This window comes from Psychrobacter jeotgali, from assembly GCF_904846315.1.
GTDB classification, from domain to species: domain Bacteria; phylum Pseudomonadota; class Gammaproteobacteria; order Pseudomonadales; family Moraxellaceae; genus Psychrobacter; species Psychrobacter jeotgali.
On sequence record NZ_CAJHAF010000001.1, the window covers coordinates 1,404,889 to 1,425,759 of the forward strand.

Below are 20,871 nucleotides of genomic sequence, written 5' to 3' on the forward strand. Positions count from 1 at the left end.
CCAAAAATGAGTTTATGTTTAAGAAAAACGGTCACACTTAAATACAATACATGCTTCAACATACTGAATAATTTATAAAGTTTAAGAAAAGGTAGTAAAAAATAATGCTTGATATGACTAATAAGCGCCTATCGGTCGCTCCTATGATTGACTGGACGACAACCGACTATCGTTATTTTGCACGATTATTCAATCCTCACATTTATTTATATACTGAGATGATCAGTACCGGTGCTTTGCTGTACGGCAATCGAGAGCGGCACCTACGTTTCGACGACAGCGAGCAACCTGTGGTATTACAGCTCGGGGGTGCCGATATTGACGAGATGACTCAATGTGCTGAATTTGCTCAACAATATGGCTATAACGAAGTTAATATTAATGTCGGCTGCCCATCTGATCGTGTCCAGCACAATAAAATCGGTGCCTGTCTTATGGCAGAACCTAATACGGTTGCAGACCTAGTCAAATATATGCAAGCAGCCGTCGATATTCCGGTCACGGTTAAGCATCGAATCGGTATTGACGACTTTGATAGCTATGAGTTTATGGTTGATTTTGTGCAGAAGGTCGCTGCTGCAGGTTGTTCGCGCTTTATTGTGCATGCCCGCACAGCTTGGCTACAAGGGCTCAGTCCCAAACAAAACCGTGAGATTCCGCCGCTACGTTACGACGATGTCTATCGCCTTAAACAAGACTTCCCAGCGCTTGATATCGAAATCAACGGCGGCATTGACACCATAGCGGATATAAAAGCACATTTGCAACATGTCGATGGAGTAATGATTGGACGAGCGTTTTATCACAATCCTTATTTATTGGCAGAAGCTAATGCCCTATGGCATCAGCCTTTACCTAAGCGCTCAGAAGTTTTAACGCAGCTCTACCCTTATCTGCAGGAGCAGACGGAAGAAGGAGAGTCGTTGCCTTCAATGGCTCGGCATTACTTAGGTCTATTTCAAGGGTTAAATGGAGCACGAAAATGGCGTCAAGCTTTAAGTGGTAAGCCGCAGTTGACGATTGATGATATCAAACGTGCAGCGGATGAGGTCTTACAATTAAATCCAGAAGCTTAGGGTCTGTTAGATTATTAAGTCTTTAAACCTTTATCAACATCTACCACCACTTAGCCAACCTGTGCTAAATACTGCCACATGGCTATACCGTTATTAATAATGTGGAGCAATATGGGCAGCAATAAGGAGCCGGACTTAATACGAGCATAGCAAAATATCAATGCCAGCACGACGATAGTGCTTATTTCGTACAACCCATATTGCAGATGTATCACGGCAAAAATTACGCTGGTTAAAAAACTAGCAACAATTGCGCCACGGGGCGCTGAGAATTGTTCAGCAATGGCTGACCACAATATACCGCGAAAGACTAACTCCTCATAGATAGGAGCCACGACAACCATCGCAGCTACTAGTAGCCATACCGAGCTGACCGACGCATAAAGCGGATTGACAAAGACTGATGGAGATTTACCGAGCCAATATGTGAGCAGCTGACTGCCTATCATAAACAGCAATAGCAGCCCAAACATACCCAGTCCAGTCGCTAATGAGAACGGCCTTAGCGCTAAGTACTGTCTAACCCTCCCCTTTTTTATACGGATAATAGATACCGTAAGCACACTCAATAAGGCTAGGCTAATCATAATGGAGAGGCTAACTATAGTGCCATTGCTACTACCAAAAAAGAAAATGTCACCAACGTTTGAACTTTTGGTGGCGGGCAACAACCATTTACCCGCTACATAAACACCTATTAACTGGCTCATAAAGAAAGCAATAACTGTACCAATAATGAGCGCAAATACTTCAAAGCGCGAGAACAAAGGGACGCGATTTGCTCGAGGCGTTGATAAAGGCTTTAGATTAGGTGGGTGGTTTTGCATAGCATAAGGGCTCAAGATAGCAGGCGATTATTTTCGATATGAGTAGATTTAAGATGACAAACTAGCATAATTTACGCTGTCAATTGCTGCTCAATCAAGGTTAGCACTTGCTGAGCTACCGATTCAGGATGCTCCAGTGGAAACATGTGCCCTCCCTTATGAGTCGTATAAGGAATATTTAACCGAGCCTGTATTTGCTGAGGGAAACGGCGTTTAAGAAAGATACTGTCCTCACCAATAATTAAGGTGACGGGCGGTTTGGGCGCTTGATTGGGCTTGAGCCAATAAAGCGATGGGTTGGTACGAAACACCGCTACCTCGCTAGACTTGGGAATAGCCAGCGTTACTTTGCCATCGGCACGCTCTTCTAAACCGTGCTCGATGTAACCTTGAAAACTACGCTCATCGAACTCCTTAAAAAAACCTTTATGGCGTAGCTTTTCATAAGCATCCTTGCGGCTATCCCAGACATCACGGCGGTTTTTTGACACCCCAGCTGGCGACAACTTATCCATCAAGCGATGATGCATCAAAGGCAGTCTATCCATAGTTTTTGCCAAGTGCCAAAGCAAACTGGTCTTACCATAAATCCAAGGCGGATCCATAAGCACCGCCTGATTAAAGCGCTCCGGAGCTTGATATAGCGCTTGCACAGTACAAAGCGCCCCAAGCGAATGGCCAACAGCAACTAGTTGCTCGACACTATGATGCTTGCAAGTGTGCTCGACGCTATCAATAATTTGCTGAGTAAGACTCAGCCAATGATCATCAATAGGATAATCCGGATCAACACCTAACATCGGAATATATTCGATAGTAAAAAACTCAGAAAGTGGCTCAAAAAACGGTGCATAAACCGCGCTTGGCATCCCATTAGCATGCGCAAAATGGAGCACTGGCTTTTGAGTTATCTTAGATACCGGTAATGCTGCAAAGGCTTGTAAATCAATCTCACTCATAACAGGCTCTCATGGGTTAGTATTTTTATAATATAAATCGAGTATGTTGAGCTGCTGCGCATACAACAAGGCTGAGTTTATTAAACTCAGCCTTAGAATAACAACCTTTTATTTTAAACGCCATGGCTCTATTACCACCAGTTTATCACCAAGTACTTAACGCATTTTGGCATTACTGTCTTCTTGTGGCAATAGATCAAGATTGACGCTTGAGCCTATCCCTGCCCCCATCTTGACTGCAAAACGATCCATGAATAACTGAAAAGGATCTAGCGGTGTGTAATTTACGATATTATCGAGCTCAAGTTTGCGCTCTAAGCTGGCGATACTGCCGGTATCATCCGCCAAACCTAAAGCAATAGACTGCTCACCAGTCCAAAACAGCCCTGAGAATAGTTTATTTGCTTCGGGGTCTTTCAGACGATCACCACGACCTTCTTTAACCGCATTGATAAAGTGCTTATGGGTATTAGCAAGTACTTCTTCAACATGCTGCTCCTCATAGTCACTAAGTGAGCGTGACAAACTCAATATATCTTTATATTCACCCGCCGTCACCGTACGATCATCAATACCTAACTTATCCATTAAACCTTCAATATTATAGCTGGGCATAATGACACCGATAGAGCCAACGAGGCTTGATGGATTGACATATATCTCATCTGCTGCTGAAGCAATATAATAAGCGCCTGAAGCCCCCATATCACCGATGACTGCATAAAGTTTTTTGTCTGGATATTCTTGACGCAAGTCCATCATGGTTTGCCAAATTTGATCGGACTGTACCGGCGAGCCACCTGGTGAATTGATATCTAAAGCTACCGCTTTGGAGTTTTTGTTCTCAAAAGCACGGGTTAACGCTTTGCTAATATCATAGGCATTAGCGGGGTCAGCATCACTAATAGTACCTTGTATCTCAACCACAGCCAAATGTGGTCTGCTGGTATCTGCACCTTCAAGCCCTGTTGGCGCTTTACTAGTACAGCCACGACCAAGCGTTAAAAACAGTAATAAGATATAGCCGAAAGTGAGTAATTTAAAAAATATACTCCAACGCCTTGCACGGCGCTGTTCTTCGACGCTGGCTAATAAAGTTTTTTCAATAACCCGCCATTCTTGTCCACTAGGCTGATTAGTAGCCGTTGGCTGGATAGGTGCCGGATGATTTGTCGAATTATCAGGACGTTTATTGGGATCTGGTGGCCAATTGGGCATATAACTTCCTAGGTTAAAAAACGCTATTTATTAAAGCAGTTTAGTATGGTGGCATTTCACTCGTGGTTCAATAGCAAAGCATCAAAGCGCAGAAATAATTTTATCTGAAGGCTATTATATCAGTATCTCTTATCTATGGCTCGCTAGAAACTAACATCGAAGAAAAGCTAGCTTCTAACGCTTTATTATCATAAGTGAGCACCTCCTTCACTCGCTGTGTTGTGAGTATCTTAGCTGAGGTGGACGCCTGACTGTGACTCAGCCAAGTTATTGAATCTATAGCTGCTGACTCACTCGTCATATTGATAGCAAACGGCTGTGTTTGACACAATAACGACCACAGCTGCCAAACCCTTTGGTGGGTAGCAGCATCTAAAATAAGACGCGATTGCATTTTTTGACTTTGAAGCGTTTTTTGCTGTGCTGATGGTAGATTTTGCTGGCTTTGGGATTGTTGGTTTTGATTAAATGCTTGGCCTATCAGTTTTTGACCGTCTACAGGCTTAGACTTATAAGGATTAGCTGCATCATAACGTTTAACCGTTATCGGTAGTACACTATCAATAGCAATCACACAGTCCCAAACTCGACTATCTTTTATCTCACTCCAACCCGTCATGGCCTTCAATACTAGGCTGCCATTAGCTGACTGCCAGATCTTTGCTTGCCCACAATTTTGGGCAGTGATTGGCATATCCAGGCTTGGCGCTATTTGACGCCCCGCTTGCCAATATTCAGAAGTGGGCAATTTACGACTTAATAGTGCAACTACCTTTGGAAGTATAGACAGCGGCTGAGAGTTCTTGGCTTTAGATCGGCTAGTAATATGAGCACTTTTTTGCTTATTAACTTCATCGTTAATCATTAGTAACTCAGCGCTAGTTTGTACAATAATGCCCTCCAAGCTTTTAACCGCTAAAGTACGCAGTTGTTGCTCAAGCGTAGTTGATAACTTATCAGCGCTTAGTGCGCTTGGCTTAGAAAGCTGCTCTTGTGGACGATGATCTGCCAAAAACAACCAACTGATATTATCAGTATCGTTATTCTTCTCAGGCTTTTTATAGTTGGGTTGATCCGTTATGTTGGTAGGATATTGTAGCAATACTGCAGTTAACTTTTGATCACCAGTAGGTAGTATATATAAAGTGGGCGTCAGTGATAGCGCTTGCTGATTGCCATAAACGCTCATCATCAGTAGAGCCAGTGGTGGTAGCGCCAGCCAGCGACTAATAAGACCACGTGGTAATAGCCATGGCAATATTATTAATAAGGCAATCAGCAGCACTCCCATATTCACTGGGGTATACAGCCAAGCTGCTGACAATGCTGGTAATGAAGTTAATTTATCAATAAAGGTATGCAAACAACCTATTATCGCACTTACTGATGCCCATATTATATCGGCTAATGCTGGAGAGAATAGATAACAAAGTCCCGCCAATAAATTAAGCGGTACAATAATCCAACCAAACAAGCCAATAGCAAACAAATTAATCACCAGCCCCCATAATGAGACCTTACCAAACAGCAATAAAGTGATAGGCAATAATGCGATAAATAACCAAAATTGTAGCTTGAATATACGTTTTAATAGCAGCCATAATTGAGTATACAACACGCTGGCTTTAGACTTTTTAGCAGCAGAAGGCCGTAAATGTGTGCGTAATTGAGTGTTCATATCGGCAAGCGGCACTACAGAGGTTTGATCTGGTCGGCTCTCTTCATACCTAAGCAGCAAGGCGACGGCGATAAAAGATAACCAATATCCAGCTTGCCATAACACGTAAGGATCAAACCATGCCATGACCACTGCTAAAGTCAATAATATGCGCATAGTACTGATAGGCAATAAAGTCATGCGCATTAACCCAATAACCAGTAGCATCCAAGCGGTGCGCGCAGCAGGCACATCAAAGCCTGTAAATAGAGCATAAATAAAAGCGGCACTTATCATCACCAGCCAGCGCAGTTGCCAACGTGGAATCCTGCGATACACTCCAGAATAAAACCGGTTCAAAAGTGATATGACCAAACCTGCCAGTACAATTGCTAAAAACAATACATGAGTGCCAGATATAGCCAATAGGTGCGAAATGCCAGCGCGTTGATATAAATCTTTAGTTTCACGACTAATGAGACTACGATCGCCAGTTAATAGACTCAAAGTAACGGCTTTGGCCTGCCTTTCAGCGGAGGTTTGAGCGTTCCAATCTACATAAAAATGTTGCCGAAGCTGCCAGCGCCCTTGGTCAATAATCGTACGTAAACGCTTAACGAGGGATTTTTTGGTCGATAGCAAAGTGGTGCCAACAGCATTAGGCACTCCAGAAGCATTTATAGAAGCATCTATCGGACTGCCCATAGCGATAATAGTTGCCATTCCATCGATATGGCGGCTGCGCAACCAGCGATAGCTATCAAACCCTTGCGGATTATCAAGGGCTTGTTGAGAGCTCTTCAACGGCGCTAATGATAAAGTCATCCATAACTGATCACCGGGCTGTAAGTTATTTATAACTGAAGCTTGAGAGTCTTTAGAATCCTTAGACGAGTTTTTGGGGTAAGCATTGAGTAGCACTCGGTAAGCAGGATACTGTCGTTTATTTTGACTTGAATAGTTAGGATTGTTTATATTGCTTAGGCTATTATCGCCTTCTGTGCTACTACGATTTATAGTATCGCTATTTAACGCTTCAGCACTTATCTCAGAAACTAAGGGCGAAACCGCTCGCAAAGTAGCGACTTGTCGGTAGCCACTATCATTCAAGGGGTCATAAACACTATCGCTGATACCCTCAATAGTCACCCAAGCTTGCACACGCATAGATTCAGCGACTTTGGTTGTTTCTGCCTGTTGATAATGAATCAAGGCTTGTAGTGCACTACCGATGATGAGTAGTAGCGATAGACTTATAACGAATAAGTAGCGCAAGATAACAAACAGCTGCTTAGAAATCACAGCTGGTTTAAGTCGTGGGTTGAGGGGCGGGTTTGACAACGGACTTGATAAAAATGAAAGCGGCTTTATATACAATAAAGTGGCAGCGATAAAGATTAACAATAGCGCCCAAATAGAAGCATTGATTTGAGTCAATAGTAGCGCATTGATCGGCAGTGAGGTAGTATCGACAACCGCCAACACCCCCATCATAGCGGTTATTATAATGATACTAATTGACCAATACACCAGCGCTCCTTGCTTGGTGAGTCGAGGGTTTCTCAGAGGTATTGCTAACAGCTAAATTTAGCAGCACTTATCAAAAGCGATGTAGGCTATATAGAGACAATAGCATTTCTATTTATATTACCTTATACTCGTTAAGGATGTTGCAGATATTTATCCTCGCTACTATTTATTTTATTATCCTTCTTTTTTATATCTCTGTTTTGATAACTTCTATTAATTGGGGTTATCAATGATATTGTTGCACCTTAGCTCTTTACGTGATTGCTAGAAACTGGCAGGAGATTAACTTGCAAAGTCTTTAGCTCACTATAGATAATGATTAAAGGCAAACCTGTGCCCAAAAACCGTTCAGACCGTCTTAAAAAACTTTTGCCTACGCCCGAAAAGATATTGGAAACCCGCTCTCTAAAGCTGTTTGTGCCTCATCTGGTAGATCCGCGTTTATGGCATTTCAATCGTCATAGCTTGAATAAAGCCGTTTACATCGGCGTGCTTTGCGCTTTTTTTCCGTTACCAGGACAGATGTTACTGGCTTTAATTGGGGCGCTGATTTTTCGTGCTAATGTGCCTATGGCACTGGGACTAACGTGGATTACCAATCCACTTACTACCTTGCCTATTTTTTACGCAGCCTACTATATTGGTGCCAAGATTATCGACGTACCAATGATTAGTATTAGATTGATCGGTAGAATGATTGCTGACTTTAGCTTATGGTTACTATCCAACGGCAGCAATCCATTTATTACATATCGAGGCACAGTATCTATTACCGCCTTTTGTCTAGGACTGACCATTTTAGCGATTGTAACCAGTGTCATATGTGGTTTAGCCTTTAAGGCTATCTGGCGTTACAAGACCGTGAGCAGCTGGCAAAAACGTTCACGCAGCTCCTCAGATGAGCCGCCCCATTCACGCTAAGCTATAGCTATAAACAACTATTATTAAAATATAGCGGCTACTATTCTTGGCTTTGCTTTATCAGCTCAAGGATGCGATCTGTAAAGTTACTATCCATTGCGATGATGTTAACCACTTTATTATTTTTCAGTAAAATATAGCGTTTACCGGTCTCGCTATCATGAACCTTTAGATCATAATCAACCCCAGCTAATGTTAAAGCATCAAACGCTGGGGTCAGCAGCTCTATCTGTGCTTTCTTGTCTAGCGTATCGAATAAACTAGGATCAATATAAGGCTGTAACGGACTTGTCCCCTCTTCAATACTACCAAAAGCACTAACAGGATCTTGATATTCATTCATTATATTTATCCTTATTAATCAATGATTAAGTTACCTATCCCCAAGCGGCTTAATAGTCTTCCCAGTGGCCATTACGCAACAATAACTGTCGATCTGCCAGTGCCGCTAGACTACGATCATGCGTAACCATTAAAAGTGCGGTTTGCATAGTACTTTGTAGCTCGGAGAGTAACCCAAACACACTTTGAGCGTTATCATAATCCAAGTTACCGGTAGGCTCATCTGCCAAAATAAGCGAAGGCTTGGTAACCAAAGCGCGCGCAATAGCCACCCGCTGGCGTTCACCACCTGATAACTCCCCTGGCCTATGATCTAAACGATGGCCTAAACCTACATTCTCTAAAATCTCAATCGCCTGCTTGCGTGCTTCACTGGTTGAGACTTTAGGGCGCATAAGTAAAGGCATAGCCACGTTTTCGACTGCGGTAAATTCCGCTAATAAATGGTGGAACTGGTAAATAAATCCTAGGTATTTATTACGCATAGCGCCGCGCTGGGTCTCATTCATATGGTTCAGGCACTCACCATGCAGCCACACTTCACCGCTGGTAGGTGTGTCAAGACCACCAAGCAAATGCAGTAAGGTACTTTTCCCCGAGCCACTGGTCCCCACAATGGCAATGCGTTCACCTGGATGCACGTTCAAGTCTAGACCGGTTAGGACTTGGGTATGTACTGCCCCTTCATCATATATTTTACTAATATTGCTCGCCTTTAAAATGGCAGACATATTCTTTCCTTTATTTATACTTATAGTCGTACTTATATTTATACTCAATTAATAACTAGCGGTTTAGCATCTATTCATAACGTAGCGTTTGTGCTGGTTGTATCTTTGCTGCTCTACGCGCAGGATAAATAGTCGCCAAGAAGCTTAAAATAAACGATACACCGGTGATCAGTAGCACATCGGTTAAACGCAGCTGTGAGGGTAAATAGTTAATAAAGTAAGCATCAAATAAATTTAGACCAAAGCTTTGATTGATCCAGCCTAAGATATCACTAACCGTTAGCGCAAATACTACCCCTAGAATCGTACCAGCGATAGTACCAATGACTCCAATGACCACCCCTTGAACCATGAATACTTGAGTAATCAGGCGCGGCGATGCTCCGAATGTTTTTAGGATAGCAATATCTGCTTTTTTGTCGGTGACGAGCATAACCAAGCTGGAAACAATATTAAAAGCGGCTACTAATATGATCAGGAACAATAATAAACCGACCATAGCCTTCTCCATTTGAATGGCGCCAAATAGATTACCATGCGTTTGTGTCCAGTCATTTGGATAGAGTAGATTAGGAGCAAGAGAAGCTGCCTTTTCTGCTGCGAGGGGCGCAGTGAAAATATCATCAAGCTTCATTCGAATACCTTGTGCGCCCTCTGGTAAACGTAATAGCTTGGCTGCGTCATTCATTGGAATAAAAGCCATCAAACTGTCTACTTCCGGGCTAATACTAAACACTCCAGTCAAAGTAAAACGCTTAAATCGCGGTATCACCCCGGCGGGTGACGGCGAAGCTTCTGGTAACACCAAAGTAACTTTATCACCCACCATTAGGCCCAAAGACTTGACCATCTCTTCACCCAGTACAATAGTGAAGTCACCGCTCTTCAAAGTATCAATACTTCCATCAACCATATGATCATTGATGATAGAGACGTTTTTCTCGTATTCAGGATCTATGCCGGTCACCATAATGCCTGCAACCTGACCATTAGAAGTCAGCATGCCTTGCAACTGGATAAAGGGTGCTACCGCTGTGACTTCAGGATCTTCTTCAATAATACGATCAGCCAGTAGCCTCCAGTCACCAATGACCTCTGGTGCCGTTACAGTCGCCTGCGGCACCATTCCTAAGATACGAGTTTTTAGCTCTCGATCAAAGCCATTCATCACCGATAGTACAGTGATTAATACCGCAACCCCAAGAGTCAAACCCACCATAGAGATCAGTGATATGAAGGAGATAAAGCCATTACTACGTTCTGCTCGGGTATACCGTAAGCCGATAAATAACGCTAAAGGACGAAACATATTCAAACTCTTTATCTTATTGATGGGCTTCACAAGATACACGAAACCCAGCAATATGGTTTTAGGCAAACTAAATACTTTTTAACAAGTTACTAATGACCTAACTACATTAATAGTGATATAAAGAGCACAGCTGCCAAAAAATGGATAGTTTGACACAATTTAGCTAAAATGTGCTAGCCATTAGCATTAACTGGTCAGATTTTTCAATAAAAATAGCATTTTGTTATTATTTTTTGTGAGGGGCTTGCTATTACTTGCGTCTATACCTATATATTGTATGCTAAAGACAATTGTCACTAACCCATCATTATGGTTTGTTGATCACAGCTAATAACACCGCAGATCGGCTAATGCTGCTGTATGAGACAGTGTCACTATATAAGAGATGCCTAAACCTTTCTCATTTATACAGCTAAGTATTGGTCAATGCAGATAACTAATACTATTAACCGTTATCAGCAAGAAGCTGGGTATCTAAACCTCACGACCGACCTAACTTTGAGTATTTTCATGAGCATTAATTATCAATATAAAAACGTACAATCTCCTACCAAACTCACTTTATCTGACGAGCAGACTGCTGGTCATGCTGATCACTGGCGTATTTTAACTGATGATATCAGTAACGATGTGCCTGAATGGTTACAGCAAATGATTACCCAAGCTTCCATGCCCAAAGGTCTTAATGGTAATGTCAGCGCTAAGGATAGCTGTTTACTACTATCGGAAAACCAGCCTTGTCATATCAATCAAGTTCTGGCTATGAATAACGGTAAGCCTGAACGCTTCATTAATGCTTACCCTTGTGTTGATGGACCTTACGGCCTAACTTGTACTATCGAGCGATTGGTAGTCAACGACAACTCACATGACGCTGTCCTACGTCTGCGTAGTGCTGATGGTAGTACCATTTATGCTTTTGATCAGCTTTACACGGCCAATCGCCATTTGTATCAGCAAAATACGCCTTACTTCGTCAACTTTAGTGGCTGGGCATACGAAATTACCCCCAGTGCTCAAGACGAGGTGATCGTGGTTGAGGATCAAGAAGCTATTCGTTACAACCGAGCTTATAACGATATTGTTGCTGCTAATGATGGACAAGTACCAGAGGATATCCAACAGCAAATTGCAGACTGGCAACCGGAAACTGAAGAACAAATGGCGCCAGTAGAAATCAACTTAGGCCACATGTGCGCCTATTTGTTTGGTGATACCCTAGGTCAAGAAGATGAAGCCTGGTGTCAAGGTCAAGTACTAGGAAAACAAGAGACTAGTTTTAATGGTAAGCCTATTATTTTGTTTGACCTAGTTATTTTACGTGAGCAAGATGCGGATCCATTCGTAGTACGTATCGGTGCCCTAAGTAATAGCGACACTCAAAAAATAGAAGTTCAAGACTATGTTCAAGCGAACATATGGCTGCAAGCGGCGATATATAAAGAAAACCAAGTGCCAGTATCAAGAGCCGGTTAATTCTTCATTCTAAAGACTTATTATAAAAATCGCTCTTAATATGAAATAGAACAGCCCCCTAACGTTGAGGTTAGGGGGCTGTTCTTTAATGACTCATTGCATTTATCTAACGCTTGGATTTAATTTAGGCTAGAGTCGTTATGGATTTGATACGTTTAAACAGCTCTTTTTGCTCTGTACTTGGACGAGCAGTTTGTAGAGCCATTAATTGTGACATATCGCCTTCAACGCGAATCTTTCCACTCATAAACGCGCCCATTACTTCATTCATATCAAAATCAGTTACGATAGATTGAAGAGTATCACGATCCAGTAATAAAGTAGTGGTTGCTTCATCATTTAGACCACGTTTTAATAGGCCATCTGTAAAATTAGCTTCTATTTCCTCTTCGGCACCAGAAACTTTTAAATTAATAATCATATCTGCTAATGCTGGTGGCAAATTTAGCTCGCCGGCTTCACTACCCAATTGCTCAACTTGTTCAAACCAAGCGTCCGTCAAAAAAACTGCCATATTATTATCCTTAATAGGCCAATAGCTTAAGTATCAATAATGCTATTACCCAAATTATATTAATGAATGTTAAAAATCGATAGCATGTAATAGTGAGCTGTACCACTATCGACCATTATAATTTATGTCCGACTTTCTCATTATAGTGGGTGAGCTGATAATAAGTAAAACTCAATTGTATAGCTAATTGTTAAATTGTAACAAAAATTTATACTTTATGGTTTCTTAATAGCTTTTTGGGCTAGCTCCGCTTTAAGCGATGAGCTATAAAACTATTATGGCGATAATAGCGAATTGCTAGCATCGAATTATTGCTATGTTGATTATATTTGCTATGATAACCAGCGTTTGGAAACGCTTCATAAATCGTAACGGTTGAACTATCAAGGTATGAACAATCATTTACTATTTGGTTTTTGAGTCAATAGCGGTTGCTATGCTGTATTTGATACCTTTCTCAATCCCTTAAATCTAAGCACAGTTAGCTTTTACAGATCTTATGATGAGTATTATAATAAGTTGTTCGCACAACTATTTACCAAAGAGTTTGTATTTTGGCGTACTGTTCTGATGATATTTCATTAAGATTGCGTTACAATACCCTTATATAGAGTCGGGAGTTTTAACTAATTATTACCCAACCCTGTTTTTTGTCGGCTGTCACTAGCATACATTGACTGTTAATAAATGATTATCAGATAAGTGTTTGATGCTAGAGACAGAGAGCTATATTACGACCCTAACGATATATCAATTGTCTTATCCCAGTTTGGTTTTATATGTGAGCTATTTTAAGTGCTCTACTTTATCAGTACTATTTGATAACCAACAAGAGTCTAAGCTGATAGTTGATAAACCATTAGGACTGGTAAATAAGCCTGACAGTAACAGCTAACGTTTATCATACCCTGCCATAGTTTACTATAGCGCAGGGTATCGATGTCCGAAGGGTATTAGTTAATTCTGTTGATAATTCAGGCTGTAAAGGAATCATCCAATGAGTTTACAAAACACAGCAGTCGCCCCTATTGACCGTGAGTATGAAATCACTATCGTAAGATTCTTTACGATAATGGCTGTCGTTTGGGGCATCATCGGCATGAGTCTTGGTGTGTTCATTGCTTCACAGTTGGCGTGGCCAGCACTTAACTTTGACATTCCATGGCTATCATTTGGTCGTCTAAGACCACTGCACACTAACGCCGTTATTTTTGCGTTTGGTGGTTGTGCCTTGTTCGCAACCTCTTATTACATCGTCCAGCGGACTTGTAAAACTAGACTTTTTGCACCTTATCTGGCTTGGTTTACCTTCTGGGGTTGGCAAGCCGTTATTGTCGCAGCAGTTATTACCCTGCCACTAGGTTTAACCTCTACTAAAGAATATGCAGAGCTCGAATGGCCTATTGATATTTTGATCGCTTTGGTCTGGATCTCATACGCTATTGTGTTCTTCGGTACGCTAATCAAGCGTAAAACGTCGCATATTTATGTAGCCAACTGGTTCTTTGCTGCCTTTATTATTACGATTGCTTTACTGCATATCGTAAACAGCATGGCAATTCCTGTTAGCGCATTTAAGTCTTATTCACTGTTTGGCGGCGCAACCGACGCTATGGTGCAGTGGTGGTATGGTCATAACGCCGTAGGTTTTTATCTAACGGCAGCCTTCCTGGGAATGATGTATTACTTCGTTCCGGTACAGATTGGTCGTCCTATCTACTCGTATCGCTTATCTATCGTTCACTTTTGGGCATTGATTGCTTCATATATGTGGGCTGGTGGACACCATCTACATTATTCAGCGCTACCCGATTGGACTCAATCATTAGCAATGGTATTCTCTATTATTCTATTCGCACCTTCTTGGGGTGGTATGATTAACGGGGTACTTACCTTGTCAGGTAGCTGGGATAAACTGCGTACCGATCCGATCATTCGTTTCATGATTGTGGCATTATCATTCTATGCGATGTCCACGTTCGAAGGTCCGATGATGTCGATTAAGACGGTTAACGCCTTGTCTCATAATACTGATTGGACAGTAGGACACGTACACTCAGGCGCTCTAGGTTGGGTTGGTATGATTACCATCGGCTCTTTATATGTGCTGTTACCTCGCATCTATAATAAGCCCAAAATGTACTCAATTAGTCTGATTACCACTCACTTTTGGCTAGCGACAGCAGGTACTATTTTCTACATCGTATCTATGTGGATCTCAGGTATTGGTCAAGGGATGATGTGGCTTGCTACTAACCCAGATGGTACTTTGGTATATAGCTTCGTTGATACGGTTGAGTTCTCACACTTGCCTTATATTGGTCGTGCTTTTGGTGGTTTCTTGTACGTCTCAGGTATGTTTGTTATGGCTTATAACTGCTATCGTACTGTCAAAATGCCAGAAGGTAAGCCTGTAGACGCTGCAGATCCAACTGATCATCACCCTAGTGTCGATAAGCCACAGACAGCTAACGTATAAGGAGCGATCATGGCTGGTATACCGCATGAAATTATTGAAAAAAATACAGGCTTGTTGGTCATTTTTATCGTTATTGCAATTAGCTTTGCAACGCTAGTTGAAATTGTTCCACTGATATATGATCAAAAAGGTCCTGAAGAGGGTGGCGTTAACGCTCCCCTACCTTCTATGGAGCCTTGGACAGCGCTGGAATTTGAAGGTCGTGATATTTATATTCGTGAAGGGTGTCACGTCTGCCATACTCAAATGGTTCGTCCCTTGCGGGCTGAAGTTGAACGTTATGGTCCCTATTCGCGTGCTGCTGAGTCAACTTGGGATCATCCATTCTTATGGGGATCAAAACGTACTGGACCTGATCTTGCACGAGTTGGTGAGCGTTACTCTGATGATTGGCAAAAACAGCATCTGATAGACCCACGCTCACTAGTGCCTGAATCAGTGATGCCAGGTTTCCCTTGGTTAGCTACTAGCGAAGTCAATGGGGTAAAAGTTCAGGATAAAATGCGTTTATTCCGCGATCGTTTTGGGGTGCCTTATACTGAAGATGATATCGAGGGCGCTCCCGATGCGGTTCTTGGTGCTACTGAGCTTGATGCTTTAGTTGCTTATCTACAGCAGTTAGGTACCGCGATGGAAGGGCAGCGCTAATGGGTATTGGTGAATTACAAACAATTGCGACCGTTTCTGCCTTTGTTGCCTTCGTAGGTGTTGCATGGTGGGCGTATTCGCCAAAAAACAAAAAACGCTTCGAAGAGGATGCAAAACTTGCGCTTGATGATGAGGATAAAGCCCCTGCATCTGACGAGCAGCGCAATAAGGATGAACGATGACATTTTTTTGGAGTTCTTGGATTACCATACTAAGCATTGCATGTTGGCTTGGTATCCTCGGCGTCTTATTATTTGTATTAAAATATAAACCAGATGTAGAAGAAGATGGTACGACTGGCCATGAATATGATGGTATCCGAGAATATGACAAACCGCTTCCTAAATGGTGGTTAGTCATCTTCTTCGGTAGTATTATATGGGGTGCGGCTTACTTTGTATTCTTTCCAGCTATTCAACCTGCGAGCTGGGATGGTATTGCTACCGTAGAAGTCGACGGTGAAACGGTGCCATGGAGCTCAAAAAACGAGCTCTTCAGCGAGCTTGAGAGTAACAACAAAGTATTCACCGATAACTTTGAACAAAGTATCTTAGTAAAAGCTAATGCTACGGAAGCTACTGAAACTTTAAGTGCTTTGGCTTCTCTACAAACTACTATGCGCCGTAGCGAAGAGCCACCAGCGGATTTGCAAGATAAGATTGATGAAAAGATTGCAGAGCTTGCTCCTGCTGTCGAAAAGCTGGCGCAAAACCCGAATGCACTGAAAGTTGGCAGTCGTTTGTTTTTACAGAACTGTGCAGTTTGTCATGGTTCTAACGCTAAAGGTGCTGTAGGCTATCCTAACCTAACCGATAATGATTGGTTATACGGCGGAGAAGCTGAGAATATCTTGACTACTCTACATAAAGGTCGTGTAGGTGGTATGGCAGCGTGGCGTGATCAGATCGGTGAAGACGGTATACGTGCGGTAGCCGAATATGTATTGGCAATCTCAGGTAACCAGCTAAATTACGATCTTGATGAAACTAAGGTTGCACAAGGCAAGGTAATATTTAATGAGCCTACTAACTGTGTGCTGTGTCATGGTGAAGATGCGAAAGGCATGATTTCTACTGGTGCGCCCAACCTAACCAATGATATTTGGTTATATGGCGGCGATCGCGAAACCATTCGTGAAACCCTTCGTTATGGCCGTGCTGGGGTAATGCCTGAATGGCAAACTAAGCTAGGTAATGAGCGCATTATGTTGCTTGCTGCTTATGTTTATTCATTGTCTGATAGAAGCAATCAAGCCAATAGTGACTCTGTAACGGCTTCGGCATCAAATGCGCCAAAGACAGAAGCAGCTATTGCCAATTAGCATCATCTTTAAAACTTACTGTTAGTATTGTTCAAGAAAGGGAGAGCTGTTATTACAGTTCTCCTTTTTTATTATATTGATTCGTTTATCTAGATTACTTATTGCTAAATTATCAATATTTATATTCATATAATGATTGTTTTTTAGGTTTTATTCCCCATTTATAAGGGGTAATGTTAAAATAAGTAAATATCCGTTCTTCAGTTTATGGTAACGACTTAATTTAATAATCATTTAGGCATAGATGGCTATTAAATCAAGTAATTGTAACCTTAACTTGTCATTTTTAGATTCTTTTGCATAAGCAAAGTCCTTATGTATAGCACCTTTTGTTTAATGACAATGATTACATCGAGAGTTAGATATCTAGTTCTATAATGGGTATTTTTATCCATGCCAGCAGACTGATTCTTTTTTTAAAGAGGCAAGTTTATGTCAGCACAACCCCCTAATCGGATACCAGTTCACGAAGTTGACATGAATGCTAACAAGAAACGCGTTCATCCTAGATTCGTAACCGGTTTTTATCAAAATATTCGTGTCATCACTATGTATGCGCTTTTGGCAGCATTCTTACTACTACCCTGGTTACGCTATCATGGCAGACAGGCGATTTGGTTTGATGTGCCCTCGCAGCATTACTATATTTTTGGCATGACGTTTTTGACGCAGGATTTTTATTTCATTGCCGCCTTCGCCATTATTGCCGCTTTCACTTTATTTATGGTAACGGTTTATGCAGGGCGTGTATGGTGCGGTTATGCTTGCCCGCAGACGATATGGACACATTTATACCAACATGTTGAAAAGTGGGTGCTTGGTGATCGAAATAAACGTATTAAGTTCGATAAATCACCTATGGGTCCAAAAAAAATCTCTAAGCGTTTATTAATATATTTTATTTGGTTTGTCTTTTCAGTGATTACAGCAGCGACTTTTGTCAGCTATGTGGCTGGAACTGAATACCTATATGGTAGCTGGCAAATGCTAGGGTTTATTCCCTTTCCAGACTGGCCTACTTGGGTTTGGGTATCGATGTTTATCTTTACTTTTGCTACTTATGCCAATGCCGGCTATATGCGTGAGCAAATGTGTATCCAGATCTGTCCTTATGGACGTTTCCAAAGCGTAATGTTCGATAAAGATACTCTAATTGTCTCTTATGATTACGACCGCGGCGAACCTCGTGGCCCACGCAAAAAAGGGACTAACCCTGATGACTTAGGCGATTGTATTGAATGCCAAATGTGTGTGCAAGTTTGCCCTACGGGTATTGATATTAGAGATGGACTGCAAGTTGCCTGTATTCAATGTGCTGCTTGTATTGATGCCTGTAATGAGATTATGGATAAAGTGGGCTATCCACGCGGATTGATTAGATATACTACTGAGCGGCAATTGGCTGAAAAAGAGCCTAGCCGGGTCTTGCGCCCTCGCCTATTTGCCTATTTAGCATTGCTGACAATACTATGTGCTGGCCTTATTTATGCTTTAACTGATCGGGTTCCGTTAGAGATTGATATTCGCCGTGACCGTAATCAGCTCTCCTCTATGAATGCTCAAGGTATGATCGAGAACAGCTATATAGTCAAGCTAACTAACAAAACTCAAGATGCACATACTTATGAGATTACTTTAGAACCGCAGGATGGTTTAAGTCTACAGCTTCGCTTCAATGATGTGCCGCTTGAGCCTGGCGAAAGCTTTGATATGCCTGTAAGTATTTATGGCGATCCTGACATCATCGAACCTGGTCAGACGCCTGTTATTTTAAGCGTTTCTAGTGAAGATGGTAAATATAATGTCAGTAAGCAAAATATCTTTACCACTCAAGGTCAGTAAGCACTTGATAAGCTTTGTTTACAGTTTTGGCTGCTAGGTATGCTCATTTGAGTCGCCTAGCAGCATGTTAGTATTCAAGCTATACTGATTTTATTTATGTGTTATTAAATATTCTAAATTTAACAGTGACAATTATAAATTATCTCATTTAATAAGCGCATTATTTCATTATCTATAGGTATATTATGTCTACACCCACTCAATCACCAAACTTTAAACATCAAGACAGTCAGCCTTGGTATAAGAATTACATGGTGATTATCTTTGTTATTGGGCTACCTGCCTTTGTAGTGGTAGCTTGTATATTCTTTGTTTATTATTCCTATCAAATCCGTGATAGTGTAGTGCGTGATGACTGGTATATGGACGGCAAAACCTTATATCACGATGTCTCTAGAGACAAACTTACTCACGATCTAGACCTTCGAGGCGAGATGCAGATCTCCGATAAGGGCGATGTGATTTTTTATTTAAACTATCCACAGCAAAGCTTGCAAACCGGTAAATTGCTAAATGGTGAACCTCTTGTTTATCCTGATAAGCTTGAATTATCTATATCCCATGCTACCGATATCAAAAAAGACCGTGATGCCATCCTGCAACACCAAGAAGGTAATAAATATATTGCTCATGTAGATATTGACCCTGTTAAAGCTAAATATTATCTACAAGTCAGTAATGATGGCAAAAATGATTGGCGCATGCGTGATGAGGCTAGGTTGCCGCGTCCAGAAGTTAATTTTAAACCGTTACCTGTTTTTGAGAAAAACAGCTAGCCGTAATGATACTCACCTACCCTTCAATAAAAAACCAGCTCATAAGCTGGTTTTTTATTACAGTTGATTAAATATCTAGATAATCTCTATGAAGTTCGTTTTCCTTATAACTTTAAAGCACAGGATTAATAGTAGGAATTTTTTGCGGAGTACCCTGACTTTCTGCGTCTCTATGCGGAGAGTTAGAACTATTATTAGCATTAGCAAATTTAGGATTATAAGTTTGAGTCTCTGGTGCTACTGGCAAACCAATCTCAGCCAGACTTTGAGTTTGTCCAGCCTGAATATTATCCCCTTCAAACAGACGCTCGTTATCATCACGATCTAAACTAAGCCGCTCAAAATCAAATAGCTCTCTGTCTGCTAGCTGGGAGGGCGCTACATTTTGCATGGCCTTAAAGATAGACGCCAGTCGCTGCGGATGGGCATCATCCCATTCGCGTAGCATGTCGTTAATAATAGCGCGTTGCAGATTGGTCTGGCTGCCACACAAGTTACACGGAATAATAGGGAACTCTTTTAAACGAGCGTACTCAATAATATCTTTTTCTTCGACGTAAGCTAAAGGACGAATCAAGATATTTTGTTTATCATCACTTAGCAGTTTAGGCGGCATGGATTTAAGCGCCCCACCATGAAATAGGTTTAAGAAAAAAGTAGCGAGCATATCATCACGATGATGACCAAGCGCAACTTTAGTCGCGCCAATTTGTTTAGCAAATCCATATAATGAGCCACGGCGTAGACGGGAACAGGCAGAACAATAAGTTTTACCCGCTGGAACCACGCTTTTGACAATGCTATAAGTGTCTTTTTCTAGAATATAGTGGGCAATACCCTGCTGATTAAGATATTCAGGTAAAACATCTTCGGGGTAACCAGGCTGTTTTTGGTCTAAATTGACCGCCACCACATCAAAGCTAATCGGAGCAATGCGCTTCAATAGTAGCAATATATCTAGCAAAGTATAACTGTCCTTACCGCCTGAAATACAGACCATAATGACGTCGCCTTCTTCGATCATATTAAAATCACGAATAGCCCACGAAACTTGACGACGCAGCTTTTTTTGAAGTTTACGAAAGTGTGCCGATTCCAGGTTTTTATTTTCTGTAGCCACTTTTCCAGTAGCTTTCTCATTACTATTAGCTACTTGTTGGTTATGGTTAGTATCTTCTGAACTATCAGTAGCATAGGGTGCAAACTCGGGCACATACAAGGTAGCTGTGGTCATAAATTACT

General features: G+C 41.6%; 18 protein-coding genes. 9 read left to right on the forward strand and 9 right to left on the reverse strand.

Features of this window, described 5'->3' with window-relative positions; all coding sequences use genetic code 11:
- Positions 1–104 precede the first annotated feature (104 nt).
- A complete protein-coding gene (gene dusA / locus JMX18_RS05570) occupies positions 105–1,076 on the forward strand; it encodes a tRNA dihydrouridine(20/20a) synthase DusA (RefSeq protein WP_201585477.1) in 972 nt (323 codons plus the stop codon).
- Positions 1,077–1,126: 50 nt separating this feature from the next.
- Here the strand turns inward: dusA and JMX18_RS05575 are convergent, their stop codons facing one another.
- The 4 genes from JMX18_RS05575 to JMX18_RS05590 all read right to left on the reverse strand — a co-directional run bounded on the left by JMX18_RS05575 (position 1,127) and on the right by JMX18_RS05590 (position 7,267).
- Positions 1,127–1,903, reverse strand: a complete 777-nt coding sequence (locus JMX18_RS05575) for a CPBP family intramembrane glutamic endopeptidase (protein ID WP_201585478.1) — start codon at positions 1,901–1,903, stop codon at positions 1,127–1,129.
- Between the two features lie 71 nt (positions 1,904–1,974).
- Positions 1,975–2,862, reverse strand: a complete 888-nt coding sequence (locus JMX18_RS05580) for an alpha/beta fold hydrolase (RefSeq protein ID WP_201585479.1) — start codon at positions 2,860–2,862, stop codon at positions 1,975–1,977.
- Between the two features lie 156 nt (positions 2,863–3,018).
- A complete protein-coding gene (sppA, locus tag JMX18_RS05585; protein WP_201585480.1) occupies positions 3,019–4,080 on the reverse strand; it encodes a signal peptide peptidase SppA in 1,062 nt (353 codons plus the stop codon).
- A 133-nt stretch (positions 4,081–4,213) separates the two neighbouring features.
- Positions 4,214–7,267 carry a ComEC/Rec2 family competence protein gene (locus JMX18_RS05590; protein WP_201585486.1) on the reverse strand — a complete coding sequence of 1,018 codons (3,054 nt, stop codon included), beginning with the start codon at positions 7,265–7,267 and terminating at the stop codon, positions 4,214–4,216.
- A 333-nt stretch (positions 7,268–7,600) separates the two neighbouring features.
- Here JMX18_RS05590 and JMX18_RS05595 point away from each other — a divergent pair, with 333 nt between their 5' ends.
- Positions 7,601–8,188, forward strand: coding sequence for a DUF2062 domain-containing protein (locus JMX18_RS05595; RefSeq protein WP_227674572.1), 588 nt, complete (start codon positions 7,601–7,603; stop codon positions 8,186–8,188).
- Positions 8,189–8,228: 40 nt separating this feature from the next.
- On the opposite strand, the gene JMX18_RS05600 is transcribed toward JMX18_RS05595, so the two are convergent.
- The 3 genes from JMX18_RS05600 to JMX18_RS05610 form a co-directional block, all read right to left on the reverse strand.
- The gene (locus JMX18_RS05600) at positions 8,229–8,531 is read right to left on the reverse strand and encodes a hypothetical protein (protein WP_201585490.1); all 303 of its coding nucleotides are present in this window, start codon (positions 8,529–8,531) and stop codon (positions 8,229–8,231) included.
- A 49-nt stretch (positions 8,532–8,580) separates the two neighbouring features.
- Positions 8,581–9,261, reverse strand: a complete 681-nt coding sequence (gene lolD / locus JMX18_RS05605; RefSeq protein WP_201585492.1) for a lipoprotein-releasing ABC transporter ATP-binding protein LolD — start codon at positions 9,259–9,261, stop codon at positions 8,581–8,583.
- Positions 9,262–9,331: 70 nt separating this feature from the next.
- Positions 9,332–10,570 carry a lipoprotein-releasing ABC transporter permease subunit gene (locus JMX18_RS05610; RefSeq protein ID WP_201585500.1) on the reverse strand — a complete coding sequence of 413 codons (1,239 nt, stop codon included), beginning with the start codon at positions 10,568–10,570 and terminating at the stop codon, positions 9,332–9,334.
- Positions 10,571–11,083: 513 nt separating this feature from the next.
- On the opposite strand from JMX18_RS05610, the gene JMX18_RS05615 reads away from it, so the two are divergent.
- A complete protein-coding gene (locus tag JMX18_RS05615; protein ID WP_201585502.1) occupies positions 11,084–12,049 on the forward strand; it encodes a hypothetical protein in 966 nt (321 codons plus the stop codon).
- Between the two features lie 124 nt (positions 12,050–12,173).
- Here the strand turns inward: JMX18_RS05615 and JMX18_RS05620 are convergent, their stop codons facing one another.
- Positions 12,174–12,563 carry an SCP2 sterol-binding domain-containing protein gene (locus tag JMX18_RS05620; RefSeq protein WP_201585510.1) on the reverse strand — a complete coding sequence of 130 codons (390 nt, stop codon included), beginning with the start codon at positions 12,561–12,563 and terminating at the stop codon, positions 12,174–12,176.
- Positions 12,564–13,560: 997 nt separating this feature from the next.
- On the opposite strand from JMX18_RS05620, the gene ccoN reads away from it, so the two are divergent.
- The 6 genes from ccoN to JMX18_RS05650 all read left to right on the forward strand — a co-directional run bounded on the left by ccoN (position 13,561) and on the right by JMX18_RS05650 (position 19,629).
- A complete protein-coding gene (ccoN, locus tag JMX18_RS05625; protein WP_201585512.1) occupies positions 13,561–15,042 on the forward strand; it encodes a cytochrome-c oxidase, cbb3-type subunit I in 1,482 nt (493 codons plus the stop codon).
- Positions 15,043–15,051: 9 nt separating this feature from the next.
- On the forward strand, positions 15,052–15,690 hold the full coding sequence (gene ccoO, locus JMX18_RS05630) for a cytochrome-c oxidase, cbb3-type subunit II (protein ID WP_201585514.1): 639 nt from the start codon (positions 15,052–15,054) through the stop codon (positions 15,688–15,690).
- On the forward strand, positions 15,690–15,872 hold the full coding sequence (locus JMX18_RS05635; protein ID WP_201585516.1) for a cbb3-type cytochrome oxidase subunit 3: 183 nt from the start codon (positions 15,690–15,692) through the stop codon (positions 15,870–15,872). Before ccoO ends, JMX18_RS05635 begins: the two co-directional genes overlap by 1 nt.
- Positions 15,869–17,011 (forward strand): cytochrome-c oxidase, cbb3-type subunit III, encoded by a 1,143-nt coding sequence (gene ccoP / locus JMX18_RS05640; protein ID WP_201585523.1) that lies wholly within the window; start codon positions 15,869–15,871, stop codon positions 17,009–17,011. The genes JMX18_RS05635 and ccoP overlap by 4 nt, the downstream gene beginning before the upstream one ends.
- Before the next feature lie 432 nt (positions 17,012–17,443).
- Positions 17,444–18,853: a cytochrome c oxidase accessory protein CcoG gene (gene ccoG, locus JMX18_RS05645; protein WP_201585531.1), complete on the forward strand. Its 1,410-nt coding sequence runs from the start codon at positions 17,444–17,446 to the stop codon at positions 18,851–18,853.
- Between the two features lie 185 nt (positions 18,854–19,038).
- On the forward strand, positions 19,039–19,629 hold the full coding sequence (locus tag JMX18_RS05650; RefSeq protein ID WP_201585533.1) for a FixH family protein: 591 nt from the start codon (positions 19,039–19,041) through the stop codon (positions 19,627–19,629).
- Positions 19,630–19,741: 112 nt separating this feature from the next.
- Here JMX18_RS05650 and ttcA read toward each other — a convergent pair whose 3' ends face one another.
- The gene (ttcA, locus tag JMX18_RS05655; RefSeq protein ID WP_227674573.1) at positions 19,742–20,863 is read right to left on the reverse strand and encodes a tRNA 2-thiocytidine(32) synthetase TtcA; all 1,122 of its coding nucleotides are present in this window, start codon (positions 20,861–20,863) and stop codon (positions 19,742–19,744) included.
- Positions 20,864–20,871: the final 8 nt, after the last annotated feature.

Coding starts and splice junctions, on each gene's coding strand:
- ccoN (WP_201585512.1), top strand. CDS start 13,561: ATGAGTTTACAAAACACAGCAGTCGCCCCTATTGACCGTGAGTATGAA.
- ccoO (WP_201585514.1), top strand. CDS start 15,052: ATGGCTGGTATACCGCATGAAATTATTGAAAAAAATACAGGCTTGTTG.
- JMX18_RS05600 (WP_201585490.1), bottom strand. CDS start 8,531: ATGAATGAATATCAAGATCCTGTTAGTGCTTTTGGTAGTATTGAAGAG.
- JMX18_RS05575 (WP_201585478.1), bottom strand. CDS start 1,903: ATGCAAAACCACCCACCTAATCTAAAGCCTTTATCAACGCCTCGAGCA.
- ttcA (WP_227674573.1), bottom strand. CDS start 20,863: ATGACCACAGCTACCTTGTATGTGCCCGAGTTTGCACCCTATGCTACT.
- ccoP (WP_201585523.1), top strand. CDS start 15,869: ATGACATTTTTTTGGAGTTCTTGGATTACCATACTAAGCATTGCATGT.
- JMX18_RS05620 (WP_201585510.1), bottom strand. CDS start 12,563: ATGGCAGTTTTTTTGACGGACGCTTGGTTTGAACAAGTTGAGCAATTG.
- dusA (WP_201585477.1), top strand. CDS start 105: ATGCTTGATATGACTAATAAGCGCCTATCGGTCGCTCCTATGATTGAC.
- JMX18_RS05635 (WP_201585516.1), top strand. CDS start 15,690: ATGGGTATTGGTGAATTACAAACAATTGCGACCGTTTCTGCCTTTGTT.
- sppA (WP_201585480.1), bottom strand. CDS start 4,080: ATGCCCAATTGGCCACCAGATCCCAATAAACGTCCTGATAATTCGACA.
- ccoG (WP_201585531.1), top strand. CDS start 17,444: ATGTCAGCACAACCCCCTAATCGGATACCAGTTCACGAAGTTGACATG.
- JMX18_RS05610 (WP_201585500.1), bottom strand. CDS start 10,570: ATGTTTCGTCCTTTAGCGTTATTTATCGGCTTACGGTATACCCGAGCA.
- JMX18_RS05615 (WP_201585502.1), top strand. CDS start 11,084: ATGAGCATTAATTATCAATATAAAAACGTACAATCTCCTACCAAACTC.
- lolD (WP_201585492.1), bottom strand. CDS start 9,261: ATGTCTGCCATTTTAAAGGCGAGCAATATTAGTAAAATATATGATGAA.
- JMX18_RS05580 (WP_201585479.1), bottom strand. CDS start 2,862: ATGAGTGAGATTGATTTACAAGCCTTTGCAGCATTACCGGTATCTAAG.
- JMX18_RS05650 (WP_201585533.1), top strand. CDS start 19,039: ATGTCTACACCCACTCAATCACCAAACTTTAAACATCAAGACAGTCAG.